The sequence below is a fragment of the Rhodococcus sp. P4_F5 genome, assembly GCF_056401315.1.
In genome coordinates, this window is record NZ_JBFUJP010000081.1 from 1 (window position 1) to 22,357 (window position 22,357).

Annotated in this window: 31 protein-coding genes and 3 pseudogenes; 11 read left to right on the plus strand and 23 right to left on the minus strand. The window is 65.1% G+C overall.

Features of this window, described 5'->3' with window-relative positions:
• On the plus strand, positions 1–1,005 hold a 1,005-nt coding region (locus tag AC1DU4_RS22770; RefSeq protein ID WP_477843716.1), incomplete at its 5' end, for a carboxylate-amine ligase.
• A gap of 448 nt (positions 1,006–1,453) precedes the next feature.
• On the opposite strand, the gene AC1DU4_RS22775 is transcribed toward AC1DU4_RS22770, so the two are convergent.
• The 14 genes from AC1DU4_RS22775 to AC1DU4_RS22840 all read right to left on the minus strand — a co-directional run bounded on the left by AC1DU4_RS22775 (position 1,454) and on the right by AC1DU4_RS22840 (position 10,020).
• On the minus strand, positions 1,454–1,795 hold the full coding sequence (locus tag AC1DU4_RS22775) for a gas vesicle protein K (protein ID WP_477843718.1): 342 nt from the start codon (positions 1,793–1,795) through the stop codon (positions 1,454–1,456).
• The gene (locus AC1DU4_RS22780; protein ID WP_477843767.1) at positions 1,788–1,997 is read right to left on the minus strand and encodes a gas vesicle protein; all 210 of its coding nucleotides are present in this window, start codon (positions 1,995–1,997) and stop codon (positions 1,788–1,790) included. Before AC1DU4_RS22780 ends, AC1DU4_RS22775 begins: the two co-directional genes overlap by 8 nt.
• 5 nt (positions 1,998–2,002) lie before the next feature.
• Entirely contained in the window at positions 2,003–2,791 is a 789-nt protein-coding gene (locus tag AC1DU4_RS22785; protein ID WP_477843720.1) for a GvpL/GvpF family gas vesicle protein, read from the minus strand.
• On the minus strand, positions 2,781–3,185 hold the full coding sequence (locus AC1DU4_RS22790; protein ID WP_477843722.1) for a gas vesicle protein: 405 nt from the start codon (positions 3,183–3,185) through the stop codon (positions 2,781–2,783). Before AC1DU4_RS22790 ends, AC1DU4_RS22785 begins: the two co-directional genes overlap by 11 nt.
• Positions 3,182–3,496 (minus strand): gas vesicle protein GvpO, encoded by a 315-nt coding sequence (gene gvpO / locus AC1DU4_RS22795; protein WP_477843724.1) that lies wholly within the window; start codon positions 3,494–3,496, stop codon positions 3,182–3,184. The genes AC1DU4_RS22790 and gvpO overlap by 4 nt, the downstream gene beginning before the upstream one ends.
• 7 nt (positions 3,497–3,503) lie before the next feature.
• Positions 3,504–3,755 (minus strand): gas vesicle protein GvpG, encoded by a 252-nt coding sequence (locus tag AC1DU4_RS22800; RefSeq protein WP_477843725.1) that lies wholly within the window; start codon positions 3,753–3,755, stop codon positions 3,504–3,506.
• Between the two features lie 4 nt (positions 3,756–3,759).
• Positions 3,760–4,548, minus strand: a complete 789-nt coding sequence (locus AC1DU4_RS22805) for a GvpL/GvpF family gas vesicle protein (protein ID WP_477843727.1) — start codon at positions 4,546–4,548, stop codon at positions 3,760–3,762.
• Positions 4,548–4,922 carry a gas vesicle protein GvpJ gene (gene gvpJ / locus AC1DU4_RS22810; RefSeq protein ID WP_477843729.1) on the minus strand — a complete coding sequence of 125 codons (375 nt, stop codon included), beginning with the start codon at positions 4,920–4,922 and terminating at the stop codon, positions 4,548–4,550. Before gvpJ ends, AC1DU4_RS22805 begins: the two co-directional genes overlap by 1 nt.
• Positions 4,919–5,986, minus strand: a complete 1,068-nt coding sequence (locus AC1DU4_RS22815; RefSeq protein WP_477843731.1) for an SRPBCC family protein — start codon at positions 5,984–5,986, stop codon at positions 4,919–4,921. Before AC1DU4_RS22815 ends, gvpJ begins: the two co-directional genes overlap by 4 nt.
• Before the next feature lie 5 nt (positions 5,987–5,991).
• A complete protein-coding gene (locus AC1DU4_RS22820; RefSeq protein WP_477843733.1) occupies positions 5,992–6,669 on the minus strand; it encodes a hypothetical protein in 678 nt (225 codons plus the stop codon).
• A 283-nt stretch (positions 6,670–6,952) separates the two neighbouring features.
• Positions 6,953–7,339, minus strand: a complete 387-nt coding sequence (locus AC1DU4_RS22825; protein ID WP_477843735.1) for a hypothetical protein — start codon at positions 7,337–7,339, stop codon at positions 6,953–6,955.
• Positions 7,340–8,219: 880 nt separating this feature from the next.
• Positions 8,220–9,497, minus strand: a complete 1,278-nt coding sequence (locus AC1DU4_RS22830) for a fatty acid desaturase family protein (RefSeq protein WP_477843737.1) — start codon at positions 9,495–9,497, stop codon at positions 8,220–8,222.
• Positions 9,498–9,595: 98 nt separating this feature from the next.
• Positions 9,596–9,751, minus strand: a complete 156-nt coding sequence (locus AC1DU4_RS22835; protein WP_477843739.1) for a DUF6131 family protein — start codon at positions 9,749–9,751, stop codon at positions 9,596–9,598.
• Positions 9,752–9,825: 74 nt separating this feature from the next.
• Entirely contained in the window at positions 9,826–10,020 is a 195-nt protein-coding gene (locus AC1DU4_RS22840) for a CsbD family protein (protein WP_136909275.1), read from the minus strand.
• Positions 10,021–10,430: 410 nt separating this feature from the next.
• Here AC1DU4_RS22840 and AC1DU4_RS22845 point away from each other — a divergent pair, with 410 nt between their 5' ends.
• Positions 10,431–10,784 (plus strand): YtxH domain-containing protein, encoded by a 354-nt coding sequence (locus AC1DU4_RS22845; protein WP_477843741.1) that lies wholly within the window; start codon positions 10,431–10,433, stop codon positions 10,782–10,784.
• Positions 10,785–10,909: 125 nt separating this feature from the next.
• Here AC1DU4_RS22845 and AC1DU4_RS22850 read toward each other — a convergent pair whose 3' ends face one another.
• On the minus strand, positions 10,910–11,254 hold the full coding sequence (locus AC1DU4_RS22850; RefSeq protein ID WP_477843743.1) for a DUF4383 domain-containing protein: 345 nt from the start codon (positions 11,252–11,254) through the stop codon (positions 10,910–10,912).
• Between the two features lie 353 nt (positions 11,255–11,607).
• Here AC1DU4_RS22850 and AC1DU4_RS22855 point away from each other — a divergent pair, with 353 nt between their 5' ends.
• From AC1DU4_RS22855 to AC1DU4_RS22870, 4 genes are all read left to right on the plus strand, one after another.
• Positions 11,608–11,919 (plus strand): hypothetical protein, encoded by a 312-nt coding sequence (locus AC1DU4_RS22855; protein ID WP_477843745.1) that lies wholly within the window; start codon positions 11,608–11,610, stop codon positions 11,917–11,919.
• 135 nt (positions 11,920–12,054) lie between these two features.
• The gene (locus AC1DU4_RS22860) at positions 12,055–12,228 is read left to right on the plus strand and encodes a CsbD family protein (protein WP_477843747.1); all 174 of its coding nucleotides are present in this window, start codon (positions 12,055–12,057) and stop codon (positions 12,226–12,228) included.
• A 92-nt stretch (positions 12,229–12,320) separates the two neighbouring features.
• The gene (locus AC1DU4_RS22865; RefSeq protein WP_477843749.1) at positions 12,321–12,479 is read left to right on the plus strand and encodes a hypothetical protein; all 159 of its coding nucleotides are present in this window, start codon (positions 12,321–12,323) and stop codon (positions 12,477–12,479) included.
• A gap of 214 nt (positions 12,480–12,693) precedes the next feature.
• Positions 12,694–13,506: a DUF1206 domain-containing protein gene (locus AC1DU4_RS22870; RefSeq protein WP_477843751.1), complete on the plus strand. Its 813-nt coding sequence runs from the start codon at positions 12,694–12,696 to the stop codon at positions 13,504–13,506.
• 36 nt (positions 13,507–13,542) lie between these two features.
• Here AC1DU4_RS22870 and AC1DU4_RS22875 read toward each other — a convergent pair whose 3' ends face one another.
• The 3 genes and pseudogenes from AC1DU4_RS22875 to AC1DU4_RS22885 form a co-directional block, all read right to left on the minus strand.
• Positions 13,543–13,698, minus strand: coding sequence for a DUF6131 family protein (locus AC1DU4_RS22875; RefSeq protein WP_477843753.1), 156 nt, complete (start codon positions 13,696–13,698; stop codon positions 13,543–13,545).
• Positions 13,699–13,765: 67 nt separating this feature from the next.
• Complete coding sequence (locus tag AC1DU4_RS22880) at positions 13,766–14,176, minus strand: hypothetical protein (protein ID WP_477843755.1); 411 nt, start codon at positions 14,174–14,176, stop codon at positions 13,766–13,768.
• 181 nt (positions 14,177–14,357) lie between these two features.
• A pseudogene (locus AC1DU4_RS22885) lies at positions 14,358–14,438 on the minus strand (catalase); the annotation flags it as partial.
• 50 nt (positions 14,439–14,488) lie between these two features.
• Between AC1DU4_RS22885 and AC1DU4_RS22890 the strand changes: the two are divergent.
• Positions 14,489–14,968, plus strand: coding sequence for a carboxylate-amine ligase (locus tag AC1DU4_RS22890; RefSeq protein WP_477843757.1), 480 nt, complete (start codon positions 14,489–14,491; stop codon positions 14,966–14,968).
• Positions 14,950–15,225, plus strand: coding sequence for a hypothetical protein (locus AC1DU4_RS22895; protein ID WP_477843759.1), 276 nt, complete (start codon positions 14,950–14,952; stop codon positions 15,223–15,225). The genes AC1DU4_RS22890 and AC1DU4_RS22895 overlap by 19 nt, the downstream gene beginning before the upstream one ends.
• A 69-nt stretch (positions 15,226–15,294) precedes the next feature.
• On the opposite strand, the gene AC1DU4_RS22900 is transcribed toward AC1DU4_RS22895, so the two are convergent.
• Both AC1DU4_RS22900 and AC1DU4_RS22905 read right to left on the minus strand, forming a co-directional pair.
• Positions 15,295–16,110: a SigB/SigF/SigG family RNA polymerase sigma factor gene (locus tag AC1DU4_RS22900; RefSeq protein WP_477843761.1), complete on the minus strand. Its 816-nt coding sequence runs from the start codon at positions 16,108–16,110 to the stop codon at positions 15,295–15,297.
• Positions 16,111–16,485 (minus strand): ATP-binding protein, encoded by a 375-nt coding sequence (locus AC1DU4_RS22905; protein WP_477843769.1) that lies wholly within the window; start codon positions 16,483–16,485, stop codon positions 16,111–16,113.
• Positions 16,486–16,699: 214 nt separating this feature from the next.
• Between AC1DU4_RS22905 and ku the strand changes: the two are divergent.
• A pseudogene (gene ku, locus AC1DU4_RS22910) lies at positions 16,700–17,440 on the plus strand (non-homologous end joining protein Ku); the annotation flags it as partial.
• Between the two features lie 296 nt (positions 17,441–17,736).
• Here ku and AC1DU4_RS22915 read toward each other — a convergent pair.
• Positions 17,737–18,291, minus strand: coding sequence for an STAS domain-containing protein (locus tag AC1DU4_RS22915; protein WP_477843771.1), 555 nt, complete (start codon positions 18,289–18,291; stop codon positions 17,737–17,739).
• 118 nt (positions 18,292–18,409) lie between these two features.
• Between AC1DU4_RS22915 and AC1DU4_RS22920 the strand changes: the two genes are divergently transcribed.
• Entirely contained in the window at positions 18,410–19,024 is a 615-nt protein-coding gene (locus AC1DU4_RS22920; protein WP_477843773.1) for a TetR/AcrR family transcriptional regulator, read from the plus strand.
• A gap of 154 nt (positions 19,025–19,178) precedes the next feature.
• Here AC1DU4_RS22920 and AC1DU4_RS22925 read toward each other — a convergent pair whose 3' ends face one another.
• Complete coding sequence (locus tag AC1DU4_RS22925) at positions 19,179–20,132, minus strand: HemK2/MTQ2 family protein methyltransferase (protein WP_477843763.1); 954 nt, start codon at positions 20,130–20,132, stop codon at positions 19,179–19,181.
• A gap of 669 nt (positions 20,133–20,801) precedes the next feature.
• Here AC1DU4_RS22925 and AC1DU4_RS22930 point away from each other — a divergent pair.
• Entirely contained in the window at positions 20,802–21,224 is a 423-nt protein-coding gene (locus AC1DU4_RS22930; RefSeq protein WP_477843765.1) for a hypothetical protein, read from the plus strand.
• A 782-nt stretch (positions 21,225–22,006) separates the two neighbouring features.
• On the opposite strand, the pseudogene AC1DU4_RS22935 reads toward AC1DU4_RS22930, so the two are convergent.
• A pseudogene (locus AC1DU4_RS22935) lies at positions 22,007–22,357 on the minus strand (GmrSD restriction endonuclease domain-containing protein); the annotation flags it as partial.

Below are 22,357 nucleotides of genomic sequence, written 5' to 3' on the forward strand. Positions count from 1 at the left end.
CTACTGGAGATGCGAGCGCTCGCCGCGGCCGCCGCGCTGCATTCCGGCTGTCGACTGGTCGCGGTGGGCAATCCGCTGGTGGGACCGTCACGACTCCCGATCAGCGATTCCGAGCGCTACCACCGAATGGCCGAGCAGTTCGGGGTTCTGACGATCGAACAGGGCGTCTGCGGCTGTCACGTTCACGTGGGCGTTCCCGACCGGGAGCTGGCCGTGCAGGTCTGCAACCACGTGCGCCATTGGCTCCCAATCCTGTTAGCGCTCGGCGCCAATTCCGCGGTGCACCGCGGGATCGACACCGGCTACGCCAGCTGGCGGTCGGTCCTTTGGTCGAGATGGCCAGCATCCGGACCTCCGCCCCTATTCGACTCGGCGCAGCACTACGACGATCTGGTCAGCATGCTCGTCGACGGGGGCGCGCTCATGGACGAACGGATGGTGTATTGGGACATCCGACCATCCAGCCACTTGTCCACCGTGGAGATCCGGGTGGCCGACGTGCAGCCGACCGTCGACGAAACCGAACTGCTGGCCACGCTGATCCGCGCACTCGTCATGACGGCGATCCGGGTGATCGACCGAGGTGAGACCGCGCCGCAGGTCGACCTCGAGACCCTGCGCGCGGCCAGGTGGGTCGCCGCACGCGACGGCCTGACCGGGATGGCGATCGACCCGAGCGCGGCGCGGCCGGTATCCCCTACCCGGCAGCTCGACAAGCTCGTCGACCACGTTCACGATTCCCTTGACGAACTCGGCGAGTATCGCCGAGTTCGTACCCTGCTGCGCCGCCAGCTCGAGCTCGGCAACGGCGCCGTGTGGCAGCGCCGTGCTCTGCGCGACCGGGGCGAAGCGGTAGAAGTGGTGCGCATGGCGATACTCCGAACGCTGCAGGTGCCGCTACAGAATGGCCAGCCCCCGCCGGGTTCGGACGAGCCCGATCCGACCCCAGTCCCGCGGCAAACCTTTGAAGTCCACAACCACACCCAAAAGAAAACCCGCCGTTGAGGAGCCGAAGAACAGAAGCCAGGGCCCGCATGGCGGCGGCTGATGCCGATGCCCCCCCCAGGCCCGAGCTACTGCAACAACCATCCAAAGGGTGTTTACCTGTAATTCCCGTTCAGGTTCACCCCATGGACACCGCGAACGATCTCATCACGCGGAAATCGACCCGGCTCAGGGTTTGCGGGTCAGGTCGCCGGTTCGGACGCCTCAGATCGTCACCTCAGGTGACGAATTGCGCGGTCGCAGTCGCCCCAGCCGGCCGAGATGAGTCGCGATCCGTAAAGATGACACGCTCGACTCACCGCCAGAGCCGGTCCAAGAATTCGGTGATCCGTGTCGAGACGGTGCGCTGGATCTGCCTCGTCGGTGGCCTGACCACCACCATCTGTGTCGCGGTGTGACCGGCGACTTGGCCGCGGCGCCGATCGACTTTGAACGGGGGTCAGTGCCGTCACGGAGGCAACAGCGGACCCAGCGGCCCGAGGTCGATGTTGAGGTCCTCGGGGGTCAACCCGAAATGTTCCCGCAGTTCTGCCATGCGTTCCTCGAGGAGCATCAGTGTCGTTCCGATCCGCTCGATCTGCTCGTCGCTGAGATCTCCGTGCTCGACCCTGCGCAGTGCCTGCCGCTCCATGAGCTGGCGCAACAATTCGACAAGGGTGAGAACCAGGGTGACCAGGCCGCGCTCGACCGATTCGGGGTCGGCGTCGATGCGTTGCGGCAGAACACGGTGTCCCTCTCCGGTCAGGGAATTCAGCTCGACCGATTCGGGCTGGCTGTCTGGATCAGTCATCGGTGGTGTCCGGCACATCCAGGGCAGGCTCCAGTGCGCTGACCGACGCGATGAGGGTGCGCAGCGAGATCCGCACCATGTCCACGTCCGCCAGCGACAGCGTGACCTCGCCGGTGATGACGACCCCGCCGCCCAGCACCCGGTCGAGCAGATCGACCAGAGCGATGCGGCGAGTGTCGTCCGCTGGGACTGGGAGGGCCATGTCGCTCATGGGTTCGCCTGGTCGATCCCCGAGAAGGAGTACGGAGGCCACGGTCCGGTCAGTTCCAGTGCCACACCCTGATGTTCGGTCTCGAGTGCCGCGACGACCGAAGCGAATTCGTCGGCAAGCTTGTCGTCCACCAGGTAGGTACCGTTGAAGATCATCCAGGCGCGTTTACCGGTGATCACCGGATCGGTCACCTGCTGACGCCGGCAGTCGACGGCATGACGACCGAGGACGGAATGGATCTCCTGCGCATGGGCGGCCGCCCTGCGCTCGATGTCCTGTTGCGCCGTCAACTCCGCTCGCCTACGCAGCAGATACGCAGTCCCCTTCCCGTGTCCGCCCTGCGATCCGGGTTCCTCGGCGGGTGGCTGGGCGAGCAATTTCGCATCACCGTAGGCCTTGACTCCCCATTCGCTTCGCCCCATGACCTGCCTGAGTGCGGCAACGAAATCGTGCTGCCGTTCGAGGAGAAGGGCGCGAATCCGATCATCGTCGAGGTACAGCGTGGCCAGGCGCAGCGGAATCGTGGGCCCACAGCGCAGGACGGCAGCCACCACACCGTCGTGGGCTCGTGCGGTCGCCGCCAGCCAGTCGAGGTCCTCGAGGTTGCGCTGCAGCGGCCCCTCCCCGAACTCACTCAAACTCACCGAGCCCACCACCGCGACCAAGCCTGCCGATGTCACCGACCGGACCGACTCGCCGGCCACACCGGTCACCCCGGCCAGTTGTGCGTCGTCGACGCCCTCAGACGCGATGCCATACAGCCACACGCCGTCACTATCGCTCATCGTCTTCGCCTCGCCGGTTGCCCTCCACCTCGATCGGCGTACCTGACTCCACCTCGAGACGCACCGACCGGTCGGACTCGAGGACAGCGATCTTCTCCTTGAGCTTTTGGTTCTCGAGCTCGAGGTCGCTGCTCTTGCCGGTCAACCAGGGATCGTTCTCCCACCAGTTGATCCCCACCTCCCTCGCCGTCTCCAGCGAGGCGATGACCAACCGCACCTTGATCGTCAGCAGCTCGATGTCGAGGAGATTGACCTGGATGTCGCCGGCAATCACGAGACCCTTGTCCAGCACCCGCTCGAGGATGTCCCCGAGGTTCGTCGACTGGTGTCCGCCGGCCAGCCCCGTACTAGGACCCTGCGGGAGGCGGTCGTAGTTGTCGCGGGAAAGGGTCATGTCTGCCCCCCCGCGCTGTCACCAGGACCGAGGCTGTAGCTGTCACCAGTACCGCGGCTGTAGCGGCGGGTTCTGCGGTAGGACAGTAACTCTCCGTCCAGATCCAACACCACCTCGTACAGGGCGAGCATGTCCGTCGAGGAAGGGACGCGCCGATCTTCGACAACTTCGACTTCGACGGTCCACCCGTCGTCGGTCGGCATCACCGACGTCGCACCGAGCGGTTTCTTGCCCGTGAGCTCTGTGATGTCTCGCAGCGCGAGGGCGCCGATTTCCTGGGCCGACATGTCCGGTGGCTCCTTCTGCTCCATGACCTCCTCACTCCTTCTCCGCAGTGGTGGCCGGATCTGCCGCGGTCATCCGGTCCAAGATTGCCTGCTGCGCTTGCTCTTCCCCCTCGGCGGAGATTTCGCCCGCCGCGCGGGCATCTTCCAACTCCTCGAGCGCGCGGCGTGCGGTGGCGGGGTCGTGCAGTTCCTCCTCGACCTGTCGCTGGATCAACTCGGCGAGCGAGATCACCCCACGCACCGGCGCGAGTGGCAGCGTGGCAATGAACGACAGCAGTCCCATCGCCTCAGCCCTCCGATGACTGGGTCATCACGAAGTCATAGGCGGCGAGCGGTCCGAGCAGACGCATCTCGACCCTGCCGTCCCACTGCTCCGCCAACGCTCCCACCGCGTGCTCGAGCTCGTCCTGCCGGGCGACCTCGACGAGGACCGCAACGTGCGCGGCGTCCTCTTCGTGGGTGGGTTCGCGGACTTTGACGGAGTCGGCCAGCGAGTCGAGTGCATCAACGACCGTGCGGGTGTCGTCCTCGCGCTTCGCGACGATGGCGTTGGCCACGATTTCGCCGAGGGCCATCCGCGCGTCGCGGGTGGCGGCCTCCGGCTGGTCGCGGATCGTCTCCCTCAGTGCGCTGGCCTGCTCGTTCTCGCCGATCACTTCCCACAGAAGGGCCTGTTCGACGTAGCGGCCCTTCACGACGAACTGCGCCTTACCCTCGAGTTGCTCCATGGCGGCGGCGAACTCGTCGGCGTGCGCGGTGAGTAATTCGTCCTTCACCGCGTCGGCGTCGGTCAGGACCGCACCGAACCGCAGGGGTAGCACCGGTGCCACCCGCGCGGTTCCGTCCAGCAGGCGTGCGTGGGCTTGGAGGTCCGCGGGTTTACCGAGCGGCCGGTCCACCGATATTTCGCTGACCAGCGCCGCGACGTCGCCGTGTCTGATGGTGCTCACCCGCGAGTCGTCGACGCCGACGGCGTCGCCTTCGGTCTCCACGTCCGCGGGCACGATGCCGTAGACGTAGATGCCGGTGGGGTGCGGCTCCGCAGGCGCACCGGTGGCCTGGTTGGACGTGGACATCACGTGTCCTCTCGGCTGGATTTACGCGACACTCGCTCGCGTTCGGGTTCCTCGTCTCCGATGCCGAGGAGGTCGCCGAGTTTGTCGCCGGCGGCCTCGAGCGCGCCCCTGGTTTTCGACCTGGCACCGCCTTCGGTCACGGACCCCACGATATCCGTCAGGCCCTTGGGCTCGCTGCCGATCTCGAGCCGGTTTACCGCCTCCGCGAATCGCAGATACGTGTCGACACTGGCGACGACGACGCGGGCGTCAATCGTCAGCAGTTCGATGCCGACCAGCGAGACCCGCACGTACGCGTCGATGATCATGCCTTTGTCGAGAATGGTGTCGATGACGTCGGCGAGGCTGCTCGAGCTGGGCCCACCGGTGGTCATCGGGAGGCTCCTTGCTTTGAGCCGGCGGACTGCGCGGCCGCGGTCTTGCGTGGGCGGCCTCGGCGTTTCGGCGGCGGCGCCTCGTCCTCCTCAGCGGCACCCTCGTCCTCGTCCTCCTCAGTGGCGCCCTCGTCCACTTCGACTGCGTCCTCGTCCTCGGATTCCTCGCCGGTGTCCATTCCATATTCGTCCTGCTCTGGCTCGACCACCTCGCCGTCCCGGATTTCCCCGGGCCAGCCCTCGACGTCGTCGGGATGTAGGACTGCGTTTGTCATGACATGGCGTTGGAAGTTCTTCAGCTCCAAGCGTATTCGCCGACCCTGGGCTCGCCAAAGGTTTCCCGTCTTTTCGAAGAAGCCCTGCGGGTGATACTCGAGCACGACGAGGATGCGGGTGAGATCGGGGGTCAGCTCGTGGAACGTCACGGCGCCGTCGATGTATCCCTTGGCGCCCTTCGAACGCCAGACGATCCGTTCTGCGGGGACCTGCTCGATGATCGTCGATTCCCAGGTGCGGTGCGACCAGAAGACCTGCGCCTTCCATTGCAGCTTTTCATCGGTGACCTGCTCGACCAGTTCGAGCTTCTTCATGAATGACGGGAAGTCGGCGAACTGCGTCCATTGGTCGTACGCCAGTTGCACGGGGACGCCGACATCGATCGATTCGACGATGTTGGTGATCTTGAGCTTCTTGCCTTTGCCCTTCCCCTTGCCACCGTCATCGTCGCCATCGCGGCCGCCAGTGACCGCGTCCTTGACGTCGGAGGCCTTGTCCTTGACCTTGTTCTTGGCGCCTTCCCAGCCCCCACTGAGTGCGGCTTTGAGCGGCGATTGGCCATCGACGAGTTTCTCGGAACCGGTGACCGCGGCGAGCAAGCCTCCGCCGCCGCCCTCGGCGTACTCAGTGAGCCGCCCGGAGGTGTTCAGCACCTTGTCCGAGACCGAGGACAGCGCTTTGTCGGCGACAGTGCCGAACAACCTTTGCACCGCGTCCTGCAGCACACTCGACGAGCCCTGCCCGTCGCCTGGTCCGGCCTCTCGTAGCTTGTTTGCGACGTTCGTCATCTCCATCACCCCCGTGCCCGTCGGACGGGCGCAGATTCCGTCGTGGCCTTGGCCCGTGTCCTGCGTTTGCGGGCAGGAGCCTCTTCGTCATCGTCTTCGTGGGACTTCGTGGTCCCCGACTTGCTGGTGGGCCGGGTGCTGCCGCTTGTGCTCCGGCGGCGCGCCGCGGGGCGTCTGGGTGGGGTCGGTTCCTCGTCGGCCTCGTCTTCGTCAGGCTCCTCGTAGTCGTCGGCCTCGTCTTCCTCGTCCGCGTAGTCGTTCTCCGGCTGTTCATCGGCAGGGGCGTCCTCGTCGGCCCGCGAACGAGCGCGCTTCCTGCGCCCGAATTTCCCCACTTTGGCGACATCATCGACAGTGTCCGTAACATCACTGACGGTTCCTGTGACCACCTGGCCACCCGATTGGAGCCGGTTACTCAGCGAGTCGATGCGCCGGCTGGTAGCAGTGACCGCTGCTGCCTTCGCTGCGTTCACCAATTCTCCCCGGACCGTGTCGCCGATCTTCGCGAGCTCCGGGGAGCTCGCCAGCATTTTCGTGCCGCGTTCCAGCAAATCTCGCGGTCCTCCGGGGAAGCGTCCGGTTGCGCCCGCGGCCGCGAGCATCAGCGCCATCTTCATTCGGCGTGTCCGGCCCAGTAGATATCCCGCGCCGACGGCCACAGCCACCTGACCTCTAGTCTTCATCGTCGACCCCTTTACCTGAGTAGTTGCCGCGCACCCCACCCCGACTTCGGCAGTGCGTCGCGGCCTTCGGTGATGTGTCGCGAGACCGTGCGCGGTCGGCAGTGCACATTGCACCGACTACCCCAACCCGGCAACGCTCAACCACCGCCACAAACACTTCTTCGGCCAACTTCGTCGAAGGTCGTCGAGAACAAGGACCTCGCTCGCGATCACCGGTTGCGCAATGCCGAGGAGTCGGGGCGCCGCCTTCTCATGAATCGGCCCGGCACACCGATCGATCAGGTCAGCCTGCCGCGGCTCGCACCGCCGCCACGATCACCATGGCAAGGAGTGCCAGCAGCAGGACCACGAGGAGCACCGGCCCGAGGAGGAGTCCGAGGCCCAGGAGGAGAATCAGGGCAATCTTGGCCTTGCCGCTCAACCCGGACACCAGACCTTTGATCGCGGCCCACACAGGATTCTTACCCGTCAGGACGGCCCTCAGGCCTTCGAGTCCGGCTCTCATGCCCGCCCCGCCGTGTGCGACCTCCTCGACGAGCGTGTCCACCCACTCCTGGATCTTCTGCTGGAACTTCTCCGTCACCCTGGCGCGGCGATCCCGCATTTTCTCCAGGAGCCGGTGAATTTGGGCTTTCAGCCACTCGACGGCGGACTCGACTGGCCGCGGCACCCCGCTCCGTGCGGTGTCGGCAGGCCACCCGGGTTCGGTCTCCTTCGCTGACGGGTCCGGCCGGCGTGTGGGACTCGGTGAGGTGGACCGCCGCTGCGCGGACGTGCGGGACCCTTCACCTCCGGGACGCTTGCGGGCCGCCGGCTTCGCGGTGGTGGTCCGCCCCGGCGTGGCGCGGTCGGGGCGCTGTCGCCGGGGCGTGCGTGACGTCGATTCGCCGGTGGCGTCTGTTCGCCTTCGTCGAGGTGTTGGTTCCGCCCGCCGTGGGCTGCGTCGTGAGGTGGCTGTGGTCGCCCGCGTGGCCGCCGGTCGCCTGCGTGGCAGACGCCCGGTGCCTTTTGTGGTGGACGCCGTGGGCCTTTTCGCCGTCTTGGATGCCCGGGCTGTCGGCTTGGTTCTGGCGGTCGCATTCAGGCTGTCACCACCGGCGGTCTTGCCGTTGCCGACCGTGCCGTCTCGGTGCGATGTGACCGGTGTCTGGCCGTTTGTTCCAACTCGTGCACCCATACATTGCAGTTACCCACAGGGCGATCCTCGGAAACCTAATTCGGCGCCGGAACATTGCACGCACGAGGTGCCCCAACGCGGCGTCACCGGGGCTGATCGACCACCTGGCTGCTGGCGGTCCCTTACCGTGCCCGGTGCCTACCGATCAGGAACGACCCGGCTGACATGGGCTCCGATTCCCGGAGTGATGGGATAGCCGAGCATCGGAGATCGGCGGTCGCGCTCGGGTGATGGCGGAAGACGCCCAGATGGTCGGCTGTGGTCGAACCGCCGCCCTCGCCCGTTCGGCTTCTGAAAACTCAGGGGCACGGGGTGAGCGCGGTCGTTCCGGGCATTGGGCCGGTGCCCGCGGGTGCAGGCGCGGCAATCGGCATCACTGAGTTCCGAGGCATCGCCCACCGCGCCAGTACGTTCTATGCCCGGATTCTGTCTTCCGATGGCGCCTCGTCCCGGCGGGCGCGTTGCGTAGGGCGGTGCGCAGTCCCACCCGTCGCCCGGTGTTTACGTCGGCTGGCACCGGGAACGATGGGCGGAATTTCAGTTCGGAGGCCGTTTCCGGCGCATCATCGGAGGTCGCACGCAGGAATCGGTCGGGCAGGGCGAGTTTATGGATAGTCCGCAGCGTCAGCAGGTATTGCCGTGCCAGCGACCCGGTGGTGTACGGCAGGTCGTACTTTTCGCACAAGGCGCGCACCTTGGTGGAGATCCCCGCATAGCGGTTGCTGGGGAGGTCGGGAAACAGGTGATGTTCGATCTGGTAGCAGAGGTTGCCGCTGAGGAACGCCAACACCGGGCCGGCGTGGAAGTTCGCGGCGCCGAGCATCTGACGCAGATACCATTCCGCCCGGCTCTCGTCCTCGAGTTCAGTGAGGGTGAATTTCTCGGCTCCGTCGGGAAAGTGCCCGCAGAAGATCACCACGTACGCCCACACATTCCGCAGCAGGTTAGCGGTCAGGTTAGCCGTGAGGGTTCGTCGCCAGCGGCGTCCGCGGAGGGCGGGGATGAGCAGGTAGTCCTTTCCCGTCTGTCGGGCGATCTTCCCAATCAATGCTCTGCGATGCGCCGATCTCTCGGCGTCTGTGTCGGCGCGGGCCTGTTCGGAATACAGGTCGTGCAGGGCTATGCCCCATTCGAATGTCACCGCCAACAACAGGTTTCGTACCGGTTGCAACAGATTGTCCAGCTTCCATGGCTGGTCGCGGGTGATCCTGATGACGCCGTAGCCGAGGTCATCGTCCATCCCGACAACGTTGCTGAACACGTGGTGGCGGTAGTTGTGGGAGTAACGCCAGTGGGACGACGGCCCGACCATGTCCCATTCCCAGGTACCGGAGTGGATTTCCGGGTCGTTCATCCAGTCCCACTGCCCGTGGCAGACGTTGTGGCCGATCTCCATGTTCTCCACACTCTTGGCCACACCGAGCGCCGTCGCCCCGAGAATCCACCCCGCCGGCGACCTACTACCGTGGATCACCAACCGGGCCGCCGTATCGAGCAGCCGTTGGAAGGCGATGGTGCGGCGGATATATCTGGCGTCCTTCTCGCCGAGCGACTCGGTGACGTCCTGCCGGATACTGTCCAGTTCGGCGCGCAGCGCCTCGACGTCGTCAGCGGTGAGGTGCGCGTATTCCTCGATGTCGGAGATCGCCATGCGTCTGCTCCAGATTCCGGGCCTTCCCCCCCCCCACACACACACCGCGAACGTCGCGGCGCGGTCGGGTCCGGTGGACTACAACTCGGACTACTGGGTCAGTAGTAGTGGCGTCGGCCCGCCACAGCGTGGCCGGTCATGCCCATGATCTCGAGCACCACGCCGACGACGATAAGGGCGACCCCGATGTACAACAGGACGGGAATGCTGGCGAGCGCGCCGACGATGGCGAGGATGATTCCGAGAATGAACATGATGACGACCTGATTTCGGGAGAGGGACTGGGGATGGGGATGGGGATGGGGGTATCGAACGGCGTGAGCGCGGGTCAGTGTTTGAAGGCGTGCTTGATCTTCTGGCCCGCTTGCTTGAGCTTGTCTCCGGTTTGCTTGGTGTTGCCCTTTGCCTGGTCTGCGCGCCCCTCTGCTTCCATGCGTTCGTTTCCGAGTGCCTTACCGACCGTCTTCTTGGCTGCACCCTCTGCGGTTTCAGCCTTGTGCCGAAGCTTCTTCCCGATGCTCATGGCGGTACTTCTTCTCTGTTGGGTGATCGTCCCGCGCGGGCGCGGGGGCCGAGGGTTGTTCACTTCTGTGCGGTGCCAGTGTGCGATGTCGTGGCGGCGCCCATCGGGGTGGTTCATCCCGAGGTGCCACAGGTCGAATGCTTCCACCGGAGGGCCTCAACCTTCGGGTTGCCCACTTGACGCCTGGACCAAACCCGTCTCATCGACGGTACGGTTTCCACACACCAACGGCGCGGTCTTGCGAAGGCCCGCGCCCGTGTCGATGGGCGCGATCCGCAGCCTGCTGTTCGCCGATTCGTCGTGACGCACATCGGCGGTTTGCACTCGGCAGCTGCGGGCATACCTGTAGCAGGGCGTTCTGACGACGATCCGGCTGACCGCCCGTCTCAACACAACAATCGGGAGATGTCATGGAGAAAACGTTGTTCTTCGCAGCGGGGGCGGCCGTAGGCTTCGTTCTGGGAACCTGGGCTGGCAGGCAAACCTACGAGAAGATGAGGGACCAGTCCGTCGAACTCTGGCACAACCCCACCGTGAAGGAAAAGGTGAGCGGCGCGACAGAGACCGTGAAGGATAAGGCCCCGAAGCTGCAGCAGAAGGTCGGTGCCCTGGCGAAGAAGGCTACCCACCACGGCGCCGACGGCGCTGACACGAGCGTGATCACCGCCTCCACCGCCGAGGCGCCGCTGGAAGAAGCTGCGACCCCAACTCCGGCGGCGGAACCGACCGTGTCACCGCCGATGGGCGGCAAGCGCACCCCCTGAGCAGGCAGACGGCGCGGTGGCGTGGAGGCCTGTCCACGCGGATCGCGCGATCCGCAGTTTTCTGCACCCAGCTGCGGTGACGTCTGCGATGCTCGCGCTGGGTATGGCGCAATAACGGGCCCCGGTCACTCGACCGGAGAATGCGGAAGTTGCGGATCGGTTGCGGTCGTGGTGCCGAGGCGCGGCGTCGCGAAGAAAACGGCGATCATCGCCAGACCCAGCCGAAATGGAGCCAGTAGTCGGCCGGGTTGGTGGGCGGAGAAGTCCGCCCCGGACGCTTCGTCGACGATCAGGCCGAGACCACAACAACAGATTAATGATTGCCCCGAGCGCCAGGAAGAGCACGGACGTGCCGACCGTGCCGCACACAGCCACACGACCACGCCGGACATCAGATGTACGACGTTGTGCAGGACCGAGACCTCGAACACGCCGAACAGTTCAGCGTGTGAATCATGGGCCAGCGGCAAGCAGGGCGTAGTCGGTCGTCACGTCCGGCACAAACCCGAGCAACCCGACAGTCACGAACACGCGAGCAGCCTTTTGGACAGGGAGGGCACTCGCGAGCCGAGATAGGGGCGCCCGAAAAGGCCCGTCGTCCACGGAGGGGCAAACGAGGAGGTTCGGTGATGTCACGTTTCATTGCACCGTCGCGAGATGTTTCAGCCGACCGGGTGTCGGGCGTCGTATACCCAACCGACCACCGAATCCGGAGGGGCAACCTAAACGCGCCGCGGATGGAGCAACGGGCGTTCACCGTCGCCGGTGTTTGGGCTCGCACCCGGGCGGGCATACCTGCATCATGCGCAATCTGTGGATAGGAATGATCATCGGCGCCGCCACGGGGGCCGCCATCGGTGCGATCGTCGACGGAAGCAGGCGGGCGCGACTCGTCGCAGTCGAGGCCGGCCACACCGTCACCCAGGCTGTCAAGGAACACATCCCCGAGGCCAGGGAACGGCTGCAGGAAATTGACCTGCCCGGCAAGGCGCACGAGATTCTCGACCGGGCTGCCGAGTCGCAGGCCGCCGACACGGCGCGGCACGCGGCGCAGAACCTGGCGGACGCTGCGAAACACGCCGCCGGGACGGCTTCGAGCACCTTGCATCACCACGACGCCGCCGACGAGCAATGACAACGAATCCCGCCGAGAGCCGTTAGACATCGCCGGGATTGGGTATCCAGGCCCTGGCCGCGTGATCATGTCGTTTCACGCGGCTGACTGTCCGCGAACCCGCGGCAGGATCAGCGAGTGCAAAGGAGAGCCACAATGGGCGCCGTCGACAAGGCGAAGAACAAGGCCGAAGAGTTGGCAGGGAAGGCCAAGGAGAAGGTCGGAGAGGCCACCGGCGACAAGGATACTGAGGCCGAGGGCCACAAAGACCAGGCCAAAGGCAACCTTAAGCAGGCCGGCGAGAAGGTCAAAGACGCCTTCAAGGACTGACCGACACATTGATGGGCCCGCTCGTAAGCGGACGAGTACGAGCGGGCGGGGGCGCGGTGCCAGCGGCCATTCAACGCAAGGTCTCGTCTCGCGTGACCACACTGCTACGGCAGCAGGAAACCCGTCATGATCGGCCACATGGTCGTGCGCTGCTGGCGATTTGGCCGATCCCAAGACGTTCGTCAATGGACCTTCTTGCTGATTGTCCCGGGCGCGCGCTGCTGTTCGTCGCCACCGAAATTGCCGGATGATCTAGCCAACCGCTCTCTCAGCGGCCCTCGACCGATCCCACAGGCTCCGTCCGCCACGCCCAAGGGCTCCGGGGCGACGTCCGACGACGAAGAACGCCACATCCAGACTCGATCGGTGTCGGTCCGGCCCATTCAATTCGGCGTGTCACGGGCCGAGGACCAATCGTGACCGATCCAGATCCGACATCGGGTCGACACCAGGAGGATCGCCGCCGTGAGCGATAGCGTCACTGACTCCGCCGCGGAACGGGTAGCGCAGAATAGTGTCTTCGAGCGGTTCGCCCGCGCGGGATACGTCACCAGCGGCCTCGTCCACCTCATCATCGGCTACATCGCCATCCGGCTCGCCCTCGGCGGGCGCGGCGCGGCCGACCAGTCCGGGGCGCTGGCCGAGTTGGCGAGCAAGCCGGGCGGTATGCCCGCGCTGTGGGCGGCCACCGTCGCGTTCGCGGCGATGGCGCTCTGGCGTCTTGCCGAAACGGTATTCGGACGTTCGACCGATCCGAAAGACCAAGGCCCTGTGTCCGAGGTCTTTGACCGCGGCAAGGCCTTCGCCCTGGCGGTCGTCTACCTCGCATTCGCCTACTCCACCTTGGGATTCGCGCGCGGGCGCGGAAAGTCCACCGGGCAGCAGGACGCGGGAATCAGTGCGCACATGATGCAATCCGCGGCAGGCACCGTCGCACTCGTGGTGGCCGGGCTGGTGATCGTGGCGGTCGGCGGATATCACGTCTACAAGGGCGCGAGCCAGAACTTCCTCGAGGACCTCCACGGCGCGCCCAGCAGTTTCGTGCGAACACTGGGTACCGCCGGTTACGTCGCGAAGGGACTCGTACTCGCCGAGGCGGGGGTGCTAGTCGTCGTCGCCGCGATCGTGTCGGATCCGAACCGAGCGACCGGACTCGACGGCGCGCTGAAGTCGCTTCTGAGCCAACCCTTCGGGCCCGTGCTCGTCGTCGTTGCGGGTCTCGGGTTCATCACCTACGGCCTGTATAGCTTCGCCATGGCCCGGTACACCAAAATGTGATCGTCCGGGTGTCCGCGGGGGTACTGATGAACAGTGTCAGTACCAGTGCCTCCTGCCGCCCACAGCGCGGCCGCTCGCACCCATCAGAGCGAGGATCACGCCAACCACGATGAGCACGATCCCGATGGTCCACAGGATCGAGATCCCGGCGAGAAAGCCGATCAGCAGCAGAATCAAACCGAGCACAATCATGACTGTCTTCCTTTAGGGAGGTTCGTGCGCGACGTCCACCCGCGTCCTGTTGCTCGCAACGCCAGGTTTAGGGGCAGGCGGGTGCTACGAGGTTGTAGATGTTCTCGGCCTGTTCCGGTGTCGGCCTGTTGTCGTCATTCGCGGCCAGCGTCTCGATCTCTACGGTCACGGTCTGCTTGTCTGCCCCGGCCGCGAGGTGAGTGCATGATTCGGTGACGATCTTCTCGATGTCCTCGTCACTCCGGTTCTCCGCCAGCTCCGAGTATCCGGTGCGGAACGCGGCGACGAAGGCCGTGAGCTTGGCCTCGTCGACGGCCGATTCCACGCTCGTGACAACGTCACTGGTGCCGTGGGCGGGCATGTCATTCCCGTCATCGTCGGAGCCACATGCGGCGAGAGCAAATAGGCCTGCCGCGGCAATGGTCAGTGCTATTGAGTTCCTCATGTCATCGGTGTTCCCCCAGGAATGCCTGCTCAAACTCCATCCTCGACTGCCTTCCATTCGGTGATCACGTCGCCCCGTTTCTGCAAACAGCAAGACCGGGCAGCAGGAAGACGCGGAGCTTCTGCATCGAATCGGACGAACACGGCGTCTCGACGTCGGGTCCGTGAGGAACTCGGCGAGGGTGAACTCCGAGGGTGAACTCCGAGAGTGAACGGTCGTACAGACGGAATACCCCGTAGGCGCTCGCTCCGCGGGCATGCACCACCCGTTCCGGGATCCGCTCGTGGTCGAAGTGGGCGAGAGGAAGCGTTCCTCCTCGTAGACCAAGTGAGCGGCGAACCGAGTATGCGGAATGTCGCCGTCGCGGCGACCGCGTCCAGCCTGGGCGCCGACCTCCAGTTGGAACTGTCCCAGTGCCAGGTCGAGATCAATTCGCCAGTCTGTGCCGATTCGCGCCGGCTTCGTACGTGTCTTCTCGAGGGACGATCGATCGCCGCGGCGGCAGCCCTGCGAAACGACTGTCAATTGCTGGCCGTGGGCACACCGATGATCGGGCCGCCGAGACTTCCGGTCAGCGACTGCGACAGATATCGACAGATGTCCCAGCGCTTCGGCATCCTCACGATCGAGCAGGGCATCTGCGGCTGCCACGTGTACGTCTCCGTGGCTGATCGTGAGACCGGAATCCAGGTGTGTAACCACATCCGCACGTGGCTGCCCACTCTCCTGGCCCTCGGCGCGAATTCCGCCGTGCACTGTGGCATCGACAGCGGATTCGCAGCCTGGCGGTCGATCCTGTGGTCCCGGTGGCCACCCGTGCGTTAGCACGGCTCGTCGAGCACACCCGCGACTGCCTGGACGAGCTCGGTGAATACCGCTGGGTCCGAACCATGTTGGACCGGCAGCGCGAACTCGGGAACGGGGCGCGCTGGCAACGCGACGCACTCGAATGCTATCTGGATCCGCGCAAACTCGTCACCGAGGCGGCGAGACGGACCCTCAAGGACACCGCGAATCCCGCCGCCGAACACGCTGCGCGGCAACTGAGAGGTGACGTCGATCAAGGGTGCGAGCAGACATGACCACTGAGGTGCCTGCGTGAGAAACTGCGCCAAAGGGCGCAGCCCAGAAGGCTGGCCCGTGCGCGAACCTCAGTCCCCACCCAACTCCTCACGAAGGTGGTTCAGCGTCCTCGCGAGGATTCGCGACACGTGCATCTGGGAGATGCCCATACGGTCGGCTATCTGGGTCTGTGTCATGGATCCGTAGAACCGGAGCGCCAGGATGGTGCGTTCGCGTTCGGGCAGCCGTGCCAGCGCCGGACCTACCGCGGTGAAGTCCTCGACCGTCTCGAGTGCCGCATCCTCACAGCCGAGCGTGTCGACCAGCGGAGTCTCGTGCCCCGGCGGGCCGCGGACAGTCCCGTCGATCGAGACGGTCTGGTAGGCGCTGCCCGCGATCAGCCCCTCGGACACCTCGTCGATTCCCACCCTGATCTCGGCGGCGATCTCGCCGGCCGTGGGTGCGCGCCCGAGCCGTTGCGACAGCGTGCCGACCGCTTTCGAAATTCGCAGGTGCAGTTCCTTCAACCGCCGGGGAACACGCATCGCCCACCCGGTGTCGCGGAAGTGGCGGCGGACCTCGCCCATGATCGTCGGTACGGCGAAGGAGACGAAGTCCGATCCGCGGTCGACGTCGAATCGGTCCACTGCGTTCACCAGTCCGAGCCTGGCAACCTGCAGGAGATCGTCGTACGGTTCGCCCCGTCCACAGAACCGGCGGGCAATGTGCTCGGCGAGTGGCAGGCATCGTGTGACGATCTCGTCGCGCAACGCGCCACCGTCATCCGGGCTCGTCTCCGCCGCACGTTTGAACAGACCGATGACGTCCCCGTAGTCCGTCTCGGATCGGTAGTCCTCCGTCTCGGAGGCGCCATGTCGGCCTTGTTCGGCGGGTTCGGACTGCACCTAGGTCCCGATCCTGAGCTTCGTCAGCTCGACGGTTGTGCGATAGCCGGGACCTGCCGAGTTGAGGGGGTCTCGTGTCACCGCGATCGAATCGGTGAGGGCCCGCAGGACGTGCCACCCGAAGCTCTGCGTATCAGGGACCGCGTTTGAGCGGGTGTCCGTCGAAACCCGTACCCACAGGACGTCCCCGGCCAGCTGGAATCGGCACGTCAGGTCGGCGCCGTCGATCGCATCGGCGATCAGATCCGAGCAGATCTGATCGACAGCGAGTTTGACGTCGGATACCTCGTCGAGATTGAACTCGTTGAGCACCGCAACGGTTTCGGCCATCGCACGCACCACCGACAACTGAGCCAGGTCGGCGGCGACGCGCATTTCCACGGGAGCATCCACGTCGGCTTCGCTGGATCCCGACCTTCTGGCCTCTGGCATGAAGTTGCAATACCCCATCCAGTGCCGCGCCAAACCGCCTCTGGGGTTTCGTGCGGAAGCCGAGCGGGCATCCACCTGACGGACTACCGGCCGCAGCGACGCCGTGACTTTCTCATCGCGGCTACACCGAAGGAGTAAAGGCGGACAGATGCGACCCATGTGGAAGGGCACCGTGACGTTCGGGCTGGTCGCGATACCGGTCAACCTCTATGCAGCGACCGAGGACAAGGACGTCTCCTTCCATCAGGTACACGTCAGCGACGGCGGCCGTATCCACTACCGTCGGATCTGCGAGGTCGACGGCGACGAAGTTCCCTACGAGGACATCGCGAAGGGCGTCGAGACACCTGAAGGGACAGTAGTTCTCACAGACGACGACTTTGCCGCGCTACCGCTGCCGACCACCAGAACGGTCGAGGTGCTTGAGTTCGTACCGCTCGAGTCCATCGACCCGATCTACTTCGACAAGAGCTACTTCCTCGAACCACAGAAGCCGACCGTCAAGCCGTACGTGCTGCTGCGCGAGGCACTGAACAAGTCGGGCGAAGTCGCGATCGCCAAGATCGCCATTCGGCAGCGCGAGTCCCTCGCCGTGCTGAGGGTCTACGGCGACCTGATCATGCTCGACACCACGGTGTGGCCCGACGAAGTCCGAGAACCCGACTTCGACTTCCTGATCTCCTCCGGCCCCCACCTCGAAGCGCGCGAGACCAAGATGGCCAGCTCCCTCGTCGAGGCGATGTCGGAGCCGGTGTTCGATCCGCAGAAGTTCCACGACGACTACCGCACAGCCCTCGAGAAGGTGATCGAGGCGAAGACAGAGGGCCACGATGTCATCGAGCAGCCGGCTCCGATCGAGGCGAAGGACGAGGACGTCGCCACCCTTCTGGCCGCGTTGCAGGCCAGCGTCGACGCGACCGGCAAAAGCAAGCGCGGCGGACCGGGCAAGGGCACCCGCCAAGGCAAGCGCACCACCAGGAAGTCCACCGCCGGTGGCAGGCGGAGAGCTACGAAGGCCACAGTTACCGGTGGCGCGAAGGGCGAGGCCCGCGACGGCAAGTCCCGGCAAGTCCCGTTCAGGAACGAAGTCTCCCGCCCGCGGCAAGAAGTGACCTCCCTGACCGCGGTGCGCCGTCCAGCCTTCGGGTCAGGCCTTAAAAATGCTGTTACCCAGCAGTTCTCGCGTCCGAACGGCTATACGTCAAGCGTTTGCCGTTCGCGGTCGAGTCCCTCCCGATCGTCGGTCGCCGCCACGGCCGACTCCGACGACACTGTCGCTCGGATCGACGGGTACTCGCCGAAGAGGGGGCGCAGCCCCGTCACCTGCAGAACATGTGCGACTGCCGGTGTACTCGAGACCAGCGCCATGTCGAGGCGCGAGCGGACAGCCCTCCGTTTGGCCTCGGCCAACTGGGCGGCAGCCCCGATGCTCATGAAGTCAGTCTCGGAGAGGTCCACTACCACCCCGTGATAGCAGGTCGCGAAAGCGACATCGAGCACCCTGTTGAAGTTGTCGATGCCCGTCGCGTCGAGATCCCCGCGGACAGCGACCACCACAGTATGACAACGACCGCCGCGATCCAGCGGACGGTACGCCGGGCGATCCGGGCGAGGGGCCATGAGTCGGCCTACGAGAGTGGTAGAAGCGGGCATGACGAACCTCCATTGACAACGTGAAGTTTCGGTCCACATGCTCCGGATGACCCGCATTGGCTGGAGAGCCGATTTGCGGTGAGACAGGGATCGCATCTCGGCCAATCACGTCGCGTGGGACCTGTTCGGCTGTGCTCTCAACCTCCTCTGTTGTAGCACGCCCAGACATGTCTGTACACCGCTGAGTTTGGGTACCCTAGACCTTGTGATCGGGCTGCTCGAATCTCCCTCGAATCAGTCGGGTGGCGCGCGCGAGCGCATCCTCACCACGGCCTACCGTCTGTTCGCCAGACGGGGTATTCGCGATGTCGGCATCAACGAGATAATCGCAAAGTCGGGGGTGGCCAAGGCAACGCTCTACCAGCATTTTCACACCAAGAACGACCTTGTTCTGGCCTTCCTCGAGCTTCGCGAAGCGACCTGGACCTTCGCGCTGGTCGACGCCCGGTCACGGGCCCGCGGCGAAACACCGGAACAGCAACTCCTGGCAATCTTCGACGTCTTCGACGAGCTCTTTGCCGACCGCGCCCGCTTCGACGGGTGTTCGTTCATCTCGGTGCTGCTCGAAATGGGTCCTGACAGCATCGCGGGTCAAGCCTGCATTGCTCATCTCGAAACGATCCGAATGATTGTGCGCGAACGTGCCGAGCGCGCCGGCCTGAGCGACCCAGAGGGTTTCGCCTGCTCGTGGCACATCCTCATGAAGGGCGCAATCGTCTCCGCGGTCGAGGGTGACAGACAAGCGGCACGACGGGCGGAGACGATGGCGCGCGCGCTGATCGAACTGCATCGCAGTCCGAAACCGCGCGACAACATCGGGCGCGACTGAGCGATCAGGCCCGGTCCGCGATGCCGACTACACCGGCATCGCGGGTGCAGTGCGCGCAGCATTACAAGACACCGTCAGCGGCCTCGACCCCGTGTCCGAGAATGATGCATCGATGTCCCGAGCCTCACCCGTGCAACCTTAGCGCGGGATGTACTCAGGTTTCGAGGTTGTCGGGTGCTACTGACCGTCCAGGTTCGGCCGGCGGCGGGCGGAATCCGGTTCCTCGTGTCGCTGTTGATGCGCCATCAGGCCAAGGTCGCCGTGTGGGCTTCGACGAGGCGTCTGAATGAACCAATCCGAAGAAGCCGGTCCGGGTGTCGGTGTTCGCGCAGGTCCGGCACACGCCCGTACAAGTACAGCAACAGTTGGCACAGGCTCCTGCTGTCACCGTGACCCGAGGGAGCTCGTCGAGTGATCCGGCACGGCCACAAGATTGGCTACGAGATCTCAACGCCTTGATGACTACGATTTCCTCGGCGCATTGATCCGGGCGGATGACGCCCCGCGCCACCAGCATCGCCCGACGGCCGAAGAGAACAGGGCCGAAGGGATGTTCGATGCGGCGGACCACTTCGGCGCGCAATCCCTGCTCCTCTAGCATTGCGATAGTCTTCTCCACCCCGCTCAGGGCGGACTGGACGATGAACAGGCTGCCGCCGGCGGCAAGTACCTCGGGCGCCTGGACGCAGATGCGGTCCAGTACCGCCCGCCCGTCGCGGCCGGCATCCCAGGCCCGTGCGGCCCCGCCTGTCGGCAGCCGGTCGCTGGACGCGGGTACATACGGCGGATTCGACACGATCACGTCAAACAGTTCAGTCCTGACAGGCTCGATCAGATCCCCGCGGCGAAGGCGCAGGGCCTGTCGGTGAAGCCGTGAGTTGATCCAGGCATTGACGAGCGCGCGCCGTGACACATCCACCGCGGTCACCTGGAGGGCGCCCGCCCGGCATGCGGTCAAGCCCACGGCGCCGGTACCGGCGCAGATATCGAGCACCCGTGTCGTCGGGGTCAGGAGTTCTTGAGAGAGCACCTCTGCCAGCAGCCACGTGTCTCGTTGCGGCGGATACACACCAGGCAAACGAAGCACTCTCATCGATCCGTCGCCCATCGAAACCCCTTCACGGCTCCAATATGTGCAGTTGCGAACGTAACGCCTCCTCCAAACAATCTGGGTCCAGAACGGCAAGAGTGCTGCCGACATGCAACTCGAACAGCTCTAGCTGAGAAGGCATTTCGTTGCGAGGATCATCGACCGCTGGCGTCGTGGGGACTTCTCCCGCTGTCGATGTGCCGATCGAGCAATGACTCCGTGGGGTTACCCAGCCGCCCGTCGAAGTAACCACCCGAACATTGGACTGTCTGATGACCCACGCACCGAATCTGGCCCAATGGTGACCGCAACGAGCGCCGCGCTGATGTCTGTGGCGGCCGCAGTGACCTCAATCTGGAGCGAGCCTGTACTAGAGGCGCGGGTCACATTCCCTCGTCCGTGCCCGCTTGAATCCCGCGCGGATTGGGTACACGACCTGACATGAGAGGACTCGATGCATTGCTAGGTGCCCCGTTTGCACTCGCCTCGGCGGTACGCCGAGCGCGAGTCTTCCACCCATACGGGGTGCTCGCGCAGGGGCACGCGGAGCTGGGAGGGCACTGGTGGCCGGTTCAAGGCCGGATACCGGTTACCGCCCGACTCTCCCGAGGGGTCGGCACCCCCGATGGCCTGCCGGACGTACTAGGGCTGGCGGTTCGATTCCACAGGCCCAGCGGCCCATGGGACTTGCTGCTGGCGTCGGCTCAACTGTCGACGCGGGTGGTGCTCTGGCCGGCCCGCGGCTGGGCCAGCGCACGGTACAGCAGCGTCACCGCATACTGTGCCGAAGACGGGCCTCCCACCTGGGTGTTCGCCGTGCCGGACACCGGGCAGCCACGGACGGGCTCGACCACGGCTCTGGTCGACGGCGACCCATTGCACTTCACCCTGTCCTTGGCGACCGCCCGTGGCCAGGCGAAGGCGGCGGGCCGAATCTCGCTGGATTCCCCAATCGCAGTCGCCGATGACAAGCAGCCCTCGTTCGATCCGGTGATCAACCTCCCGGCCGAGCTGCGGATGTGGCCGGAGTGGCTTGCCGCCCCACGGCGGGTGGCGTACCGGGCGAGCCGGGGCGGGCGCGGCGCGGCGCTTCCCAAGCCCGAATCCTAGCCAAGCGTTTTGCGCGCGCCCCTTGGGTGGCGTGCACGCAGATGATTGGGCGATCGCTACCGACGCGCGTCGCGTCAGCCTCGAGTGGCAACGTAACGTGGCCTCAGCCTCGCTGCGCGGAGTTGGTCGAGCGCAGCACAACCCGTGACCGCCATTCCCTGTTCTACGCCATTGCCATCGATGCCTACGGTGAATAAATCTTGTCGCTGCGGGAGGTGCCGGCCCTGATATCGGCCGCGGCGAACTGGTACAGATCCTGCACAGGCTCGCCTCGGAGCGCAGCCCCCACCCGCCCTGTCCTATCCCAGCATGATGCCCAACTCCTCTCCGACGCCGATTTCGTCACCGACTCGACGGCCATCGTGGCCCGGTTCGACCGTGAAATCCGCATACAGAACCTGGTCCAGGATTCTCTGTGTCAGTCGCCGATGCCGCAGGTCGTCTCGGGGCCACCACCGCCCGTATCCGCCGGCGAGCTATCCCCACGACCATCGTTGGGCATCAACGCAAATCACCGGAATGCGACCTACAACCCGGTACGGGGAGCCAATCGCCCTCCCACTGTGCACTTTCCGACCGCCGGGAGCAGCCTCCGCCGCGTGACCGACTCCCGCCCTCTTTTTCAGACGCTGGCGCCATTGTCGCGAAGGCCAGCGCGTCCGCGCTCGCTGCAAGTGGTGAACGCGTCCGCGACTTCCCTGGCAGCGTCAACACACCATTGGGTGCGTTTCGGGCACTAAGACAGGTCTTCAGAAGCTCGACCGCGGCCGATGCCCCAACCGTCACGCAAATGAGCTTGATGATGACGACGCCGAAGATCCCGATAGGAATCTTCGTGAAGTTGCAGCCGTAAACCGTGAGCGCAGCGAACACGCCGCCCGCGCCGCCCCCGCGCCGCACGAGCAGGCGGACCGAACGCGTGCCATCTCCGCTTGAGTTACCCACAGGTGGTAGACGGATTTCACCGAAATCTGCATCGACACATACGTGTTTCGAATCGCCTTGTTCGGCGAGGAAGCCATGACGCAGAATCAGACTTCTGCGCGTTCGTGGGTCCGTCCACGGGGATCAGATTTCTCGGATCGTTGGCAAGATTTGCTCTCGGCCCCTGGGCAGTCACGTGAGGAGCTGGT

Excerpts from the sequence above, each read along its gene's own strand:
- gvpO (WP_477843724.1), bottom strand. The coding sequence starts at position 3,496 with ATGGAGCAGAAGGAGCCACCGGACATGTCGGCCCAGGAAATCGGCGCC.
- AC1DU4_RS22855 (WP_477843745.1), top strand. The coding sequence starts at position 11,608 with ATGATCATCGGCGCCGCCACGGGGGCCGCCATCGGTGCGATCGTCGAC.
- AC1DU4_RS22890 (WP_477843757.1), top strand. The coding sequence starts at position 14,489 with ATGCGGAATGTCGCCGTCGCGGCGACCGCGTCCAGCCTGGGCGCCGAC.
- gvpJ (WP_477843729.1), bottom strand. The coding sequence starts at position 4,922 with ATGACCACCGGTGGGCCCAGCTCGAGCAGCCTCGCCGACGTCATCGAC.
- AC1DU4_RS22915 (WP_477843771.1), bottom strand. The coding sequence starts at position 18,291 with ATGCGATCCCTGTCTCACCGCAAATCGGCTCTCCAGCCAATGCGGGTC.
- AC1DU4_RS22790 (WP_477843722.1), bottom strand. The coding sequence starts at position 3,185 with ATGACCCTTTCCCGCGACAACTACGACCGCCTCCCGCAGGGTCCTAGT.
- AC1DU4_RS22925 (WP_477843763.1), bottom strand. The coding sequence starts at position 20,132 with ATGGGCGACGGATCGATGAGAGTGCTTCGTTTGCCTGGTGTGTATCCG.
- AC1DU4_RS22785 (WP_477843720.1), bottom strand. The coding sequence starts at position 2,791 with ATGAGCGATAGTGACGGCGTGTGGCTGTATGGCATCGCGTCTGAGGGC.
- AC1DU4_RS22835 (WP_477843739.1), bottom strand. The coding sequence starts at position 9,751 with ATGTTCATTCTCGGAATCATCCTCGCCATCGTCGGCGCGCTCGCCAGC.
- AC1DU4_RS22815 (WP_477843731.1), bottom strand. The coding sequence starts at position 5,986 with ATGACGAACGTCGCAAACAAGCTACGAGAGGCCGGACCAGGCGACGGG.
- AC1DU4_RS22875 (WP_477843753.1), bottom strand. The coding sequence starts at position 13,698 with ATGATTGTGCTCGGTTTGATTCTGCTGCTGATCGGCTTTCTCGCCGGG.
- AC1DU4_RS22905 (WP_477843769.1), bottom strand. The coding sequence starts at position 16,485 with ATGCGCGTCGCCGCCGACCTGGCTCAGTTGTCGGTGGTGCGTGCGATG.
- AC1DU4_RS22840 (WP_136909275.1), bottom strand. The coding sequence starts at position 10,020 with ATGAGCATCGGGAAGAAGCTTCGGCACAAGGCTGAAACCGCAGAGGGT.
- AC1DU4_RS22845 (WP_477843741.1), top strand. The coding sequence starts at position 10,431 with ATGGAGAAAACGTTGTTCTTCGCAGCGGGGGCGGCCGTAGGCTTCGTT.
- AC1DU4_RS22805 (WP_477843727.1), bottom strand. The coding sequence starts at position 4,548 with ATGTCCACGTCCAACCAGGCCACCGGTGCGCCTGCGGAGCCGCACCCC.
- AC1DU4_RS22800 (WP_477843725.1), bottom strand. The coding sequence starts at position 3,755 with ATGGGACTGCTGTCGTTCATTGCCACGCTGCCACTCGCGCCGGTGCGT.
- AC1DU4_RS22820 (WP_477843733.1), bottom strand. The coding sequence starts at position 6,669 with ATGAAGACTAGAGGTCAGGTGGCTGTGGCCGTCGGCGCGGGATATCTA.
- AC1DU4_RS22780 (WP_477843767.1), bottom strand. The coding sequence starts at position 1,997 with ATGGCCCTCCCAGTCCCAGCGGACGACACTCGCCGCATCGCTCTGGTC.
- AC1DU4_RS22775 (WP_477843718.1), bottom strand. The coding sequence starts at position 1,795 with ATGACTGATCCAGACAGCCAGCCCGAATCGGTCGAGCTGAATTCCCTG.
- AC1DU4_RS22830 (WP_477843737.1), bottom strand. The coding sequence starts at position 9,497 with ATGGCGATCTCCGACATCGAGGAATACGCGCACCTCACCGCTGACGAC.
- AC1DU4_RS22860 (WP_477843747.1), top strand. The coding sequence starts at position 12,055 with ATGGGCGCCGTCGACAAGGCGAAGAACAAGGCCGAAGAGTTGGCAGGG.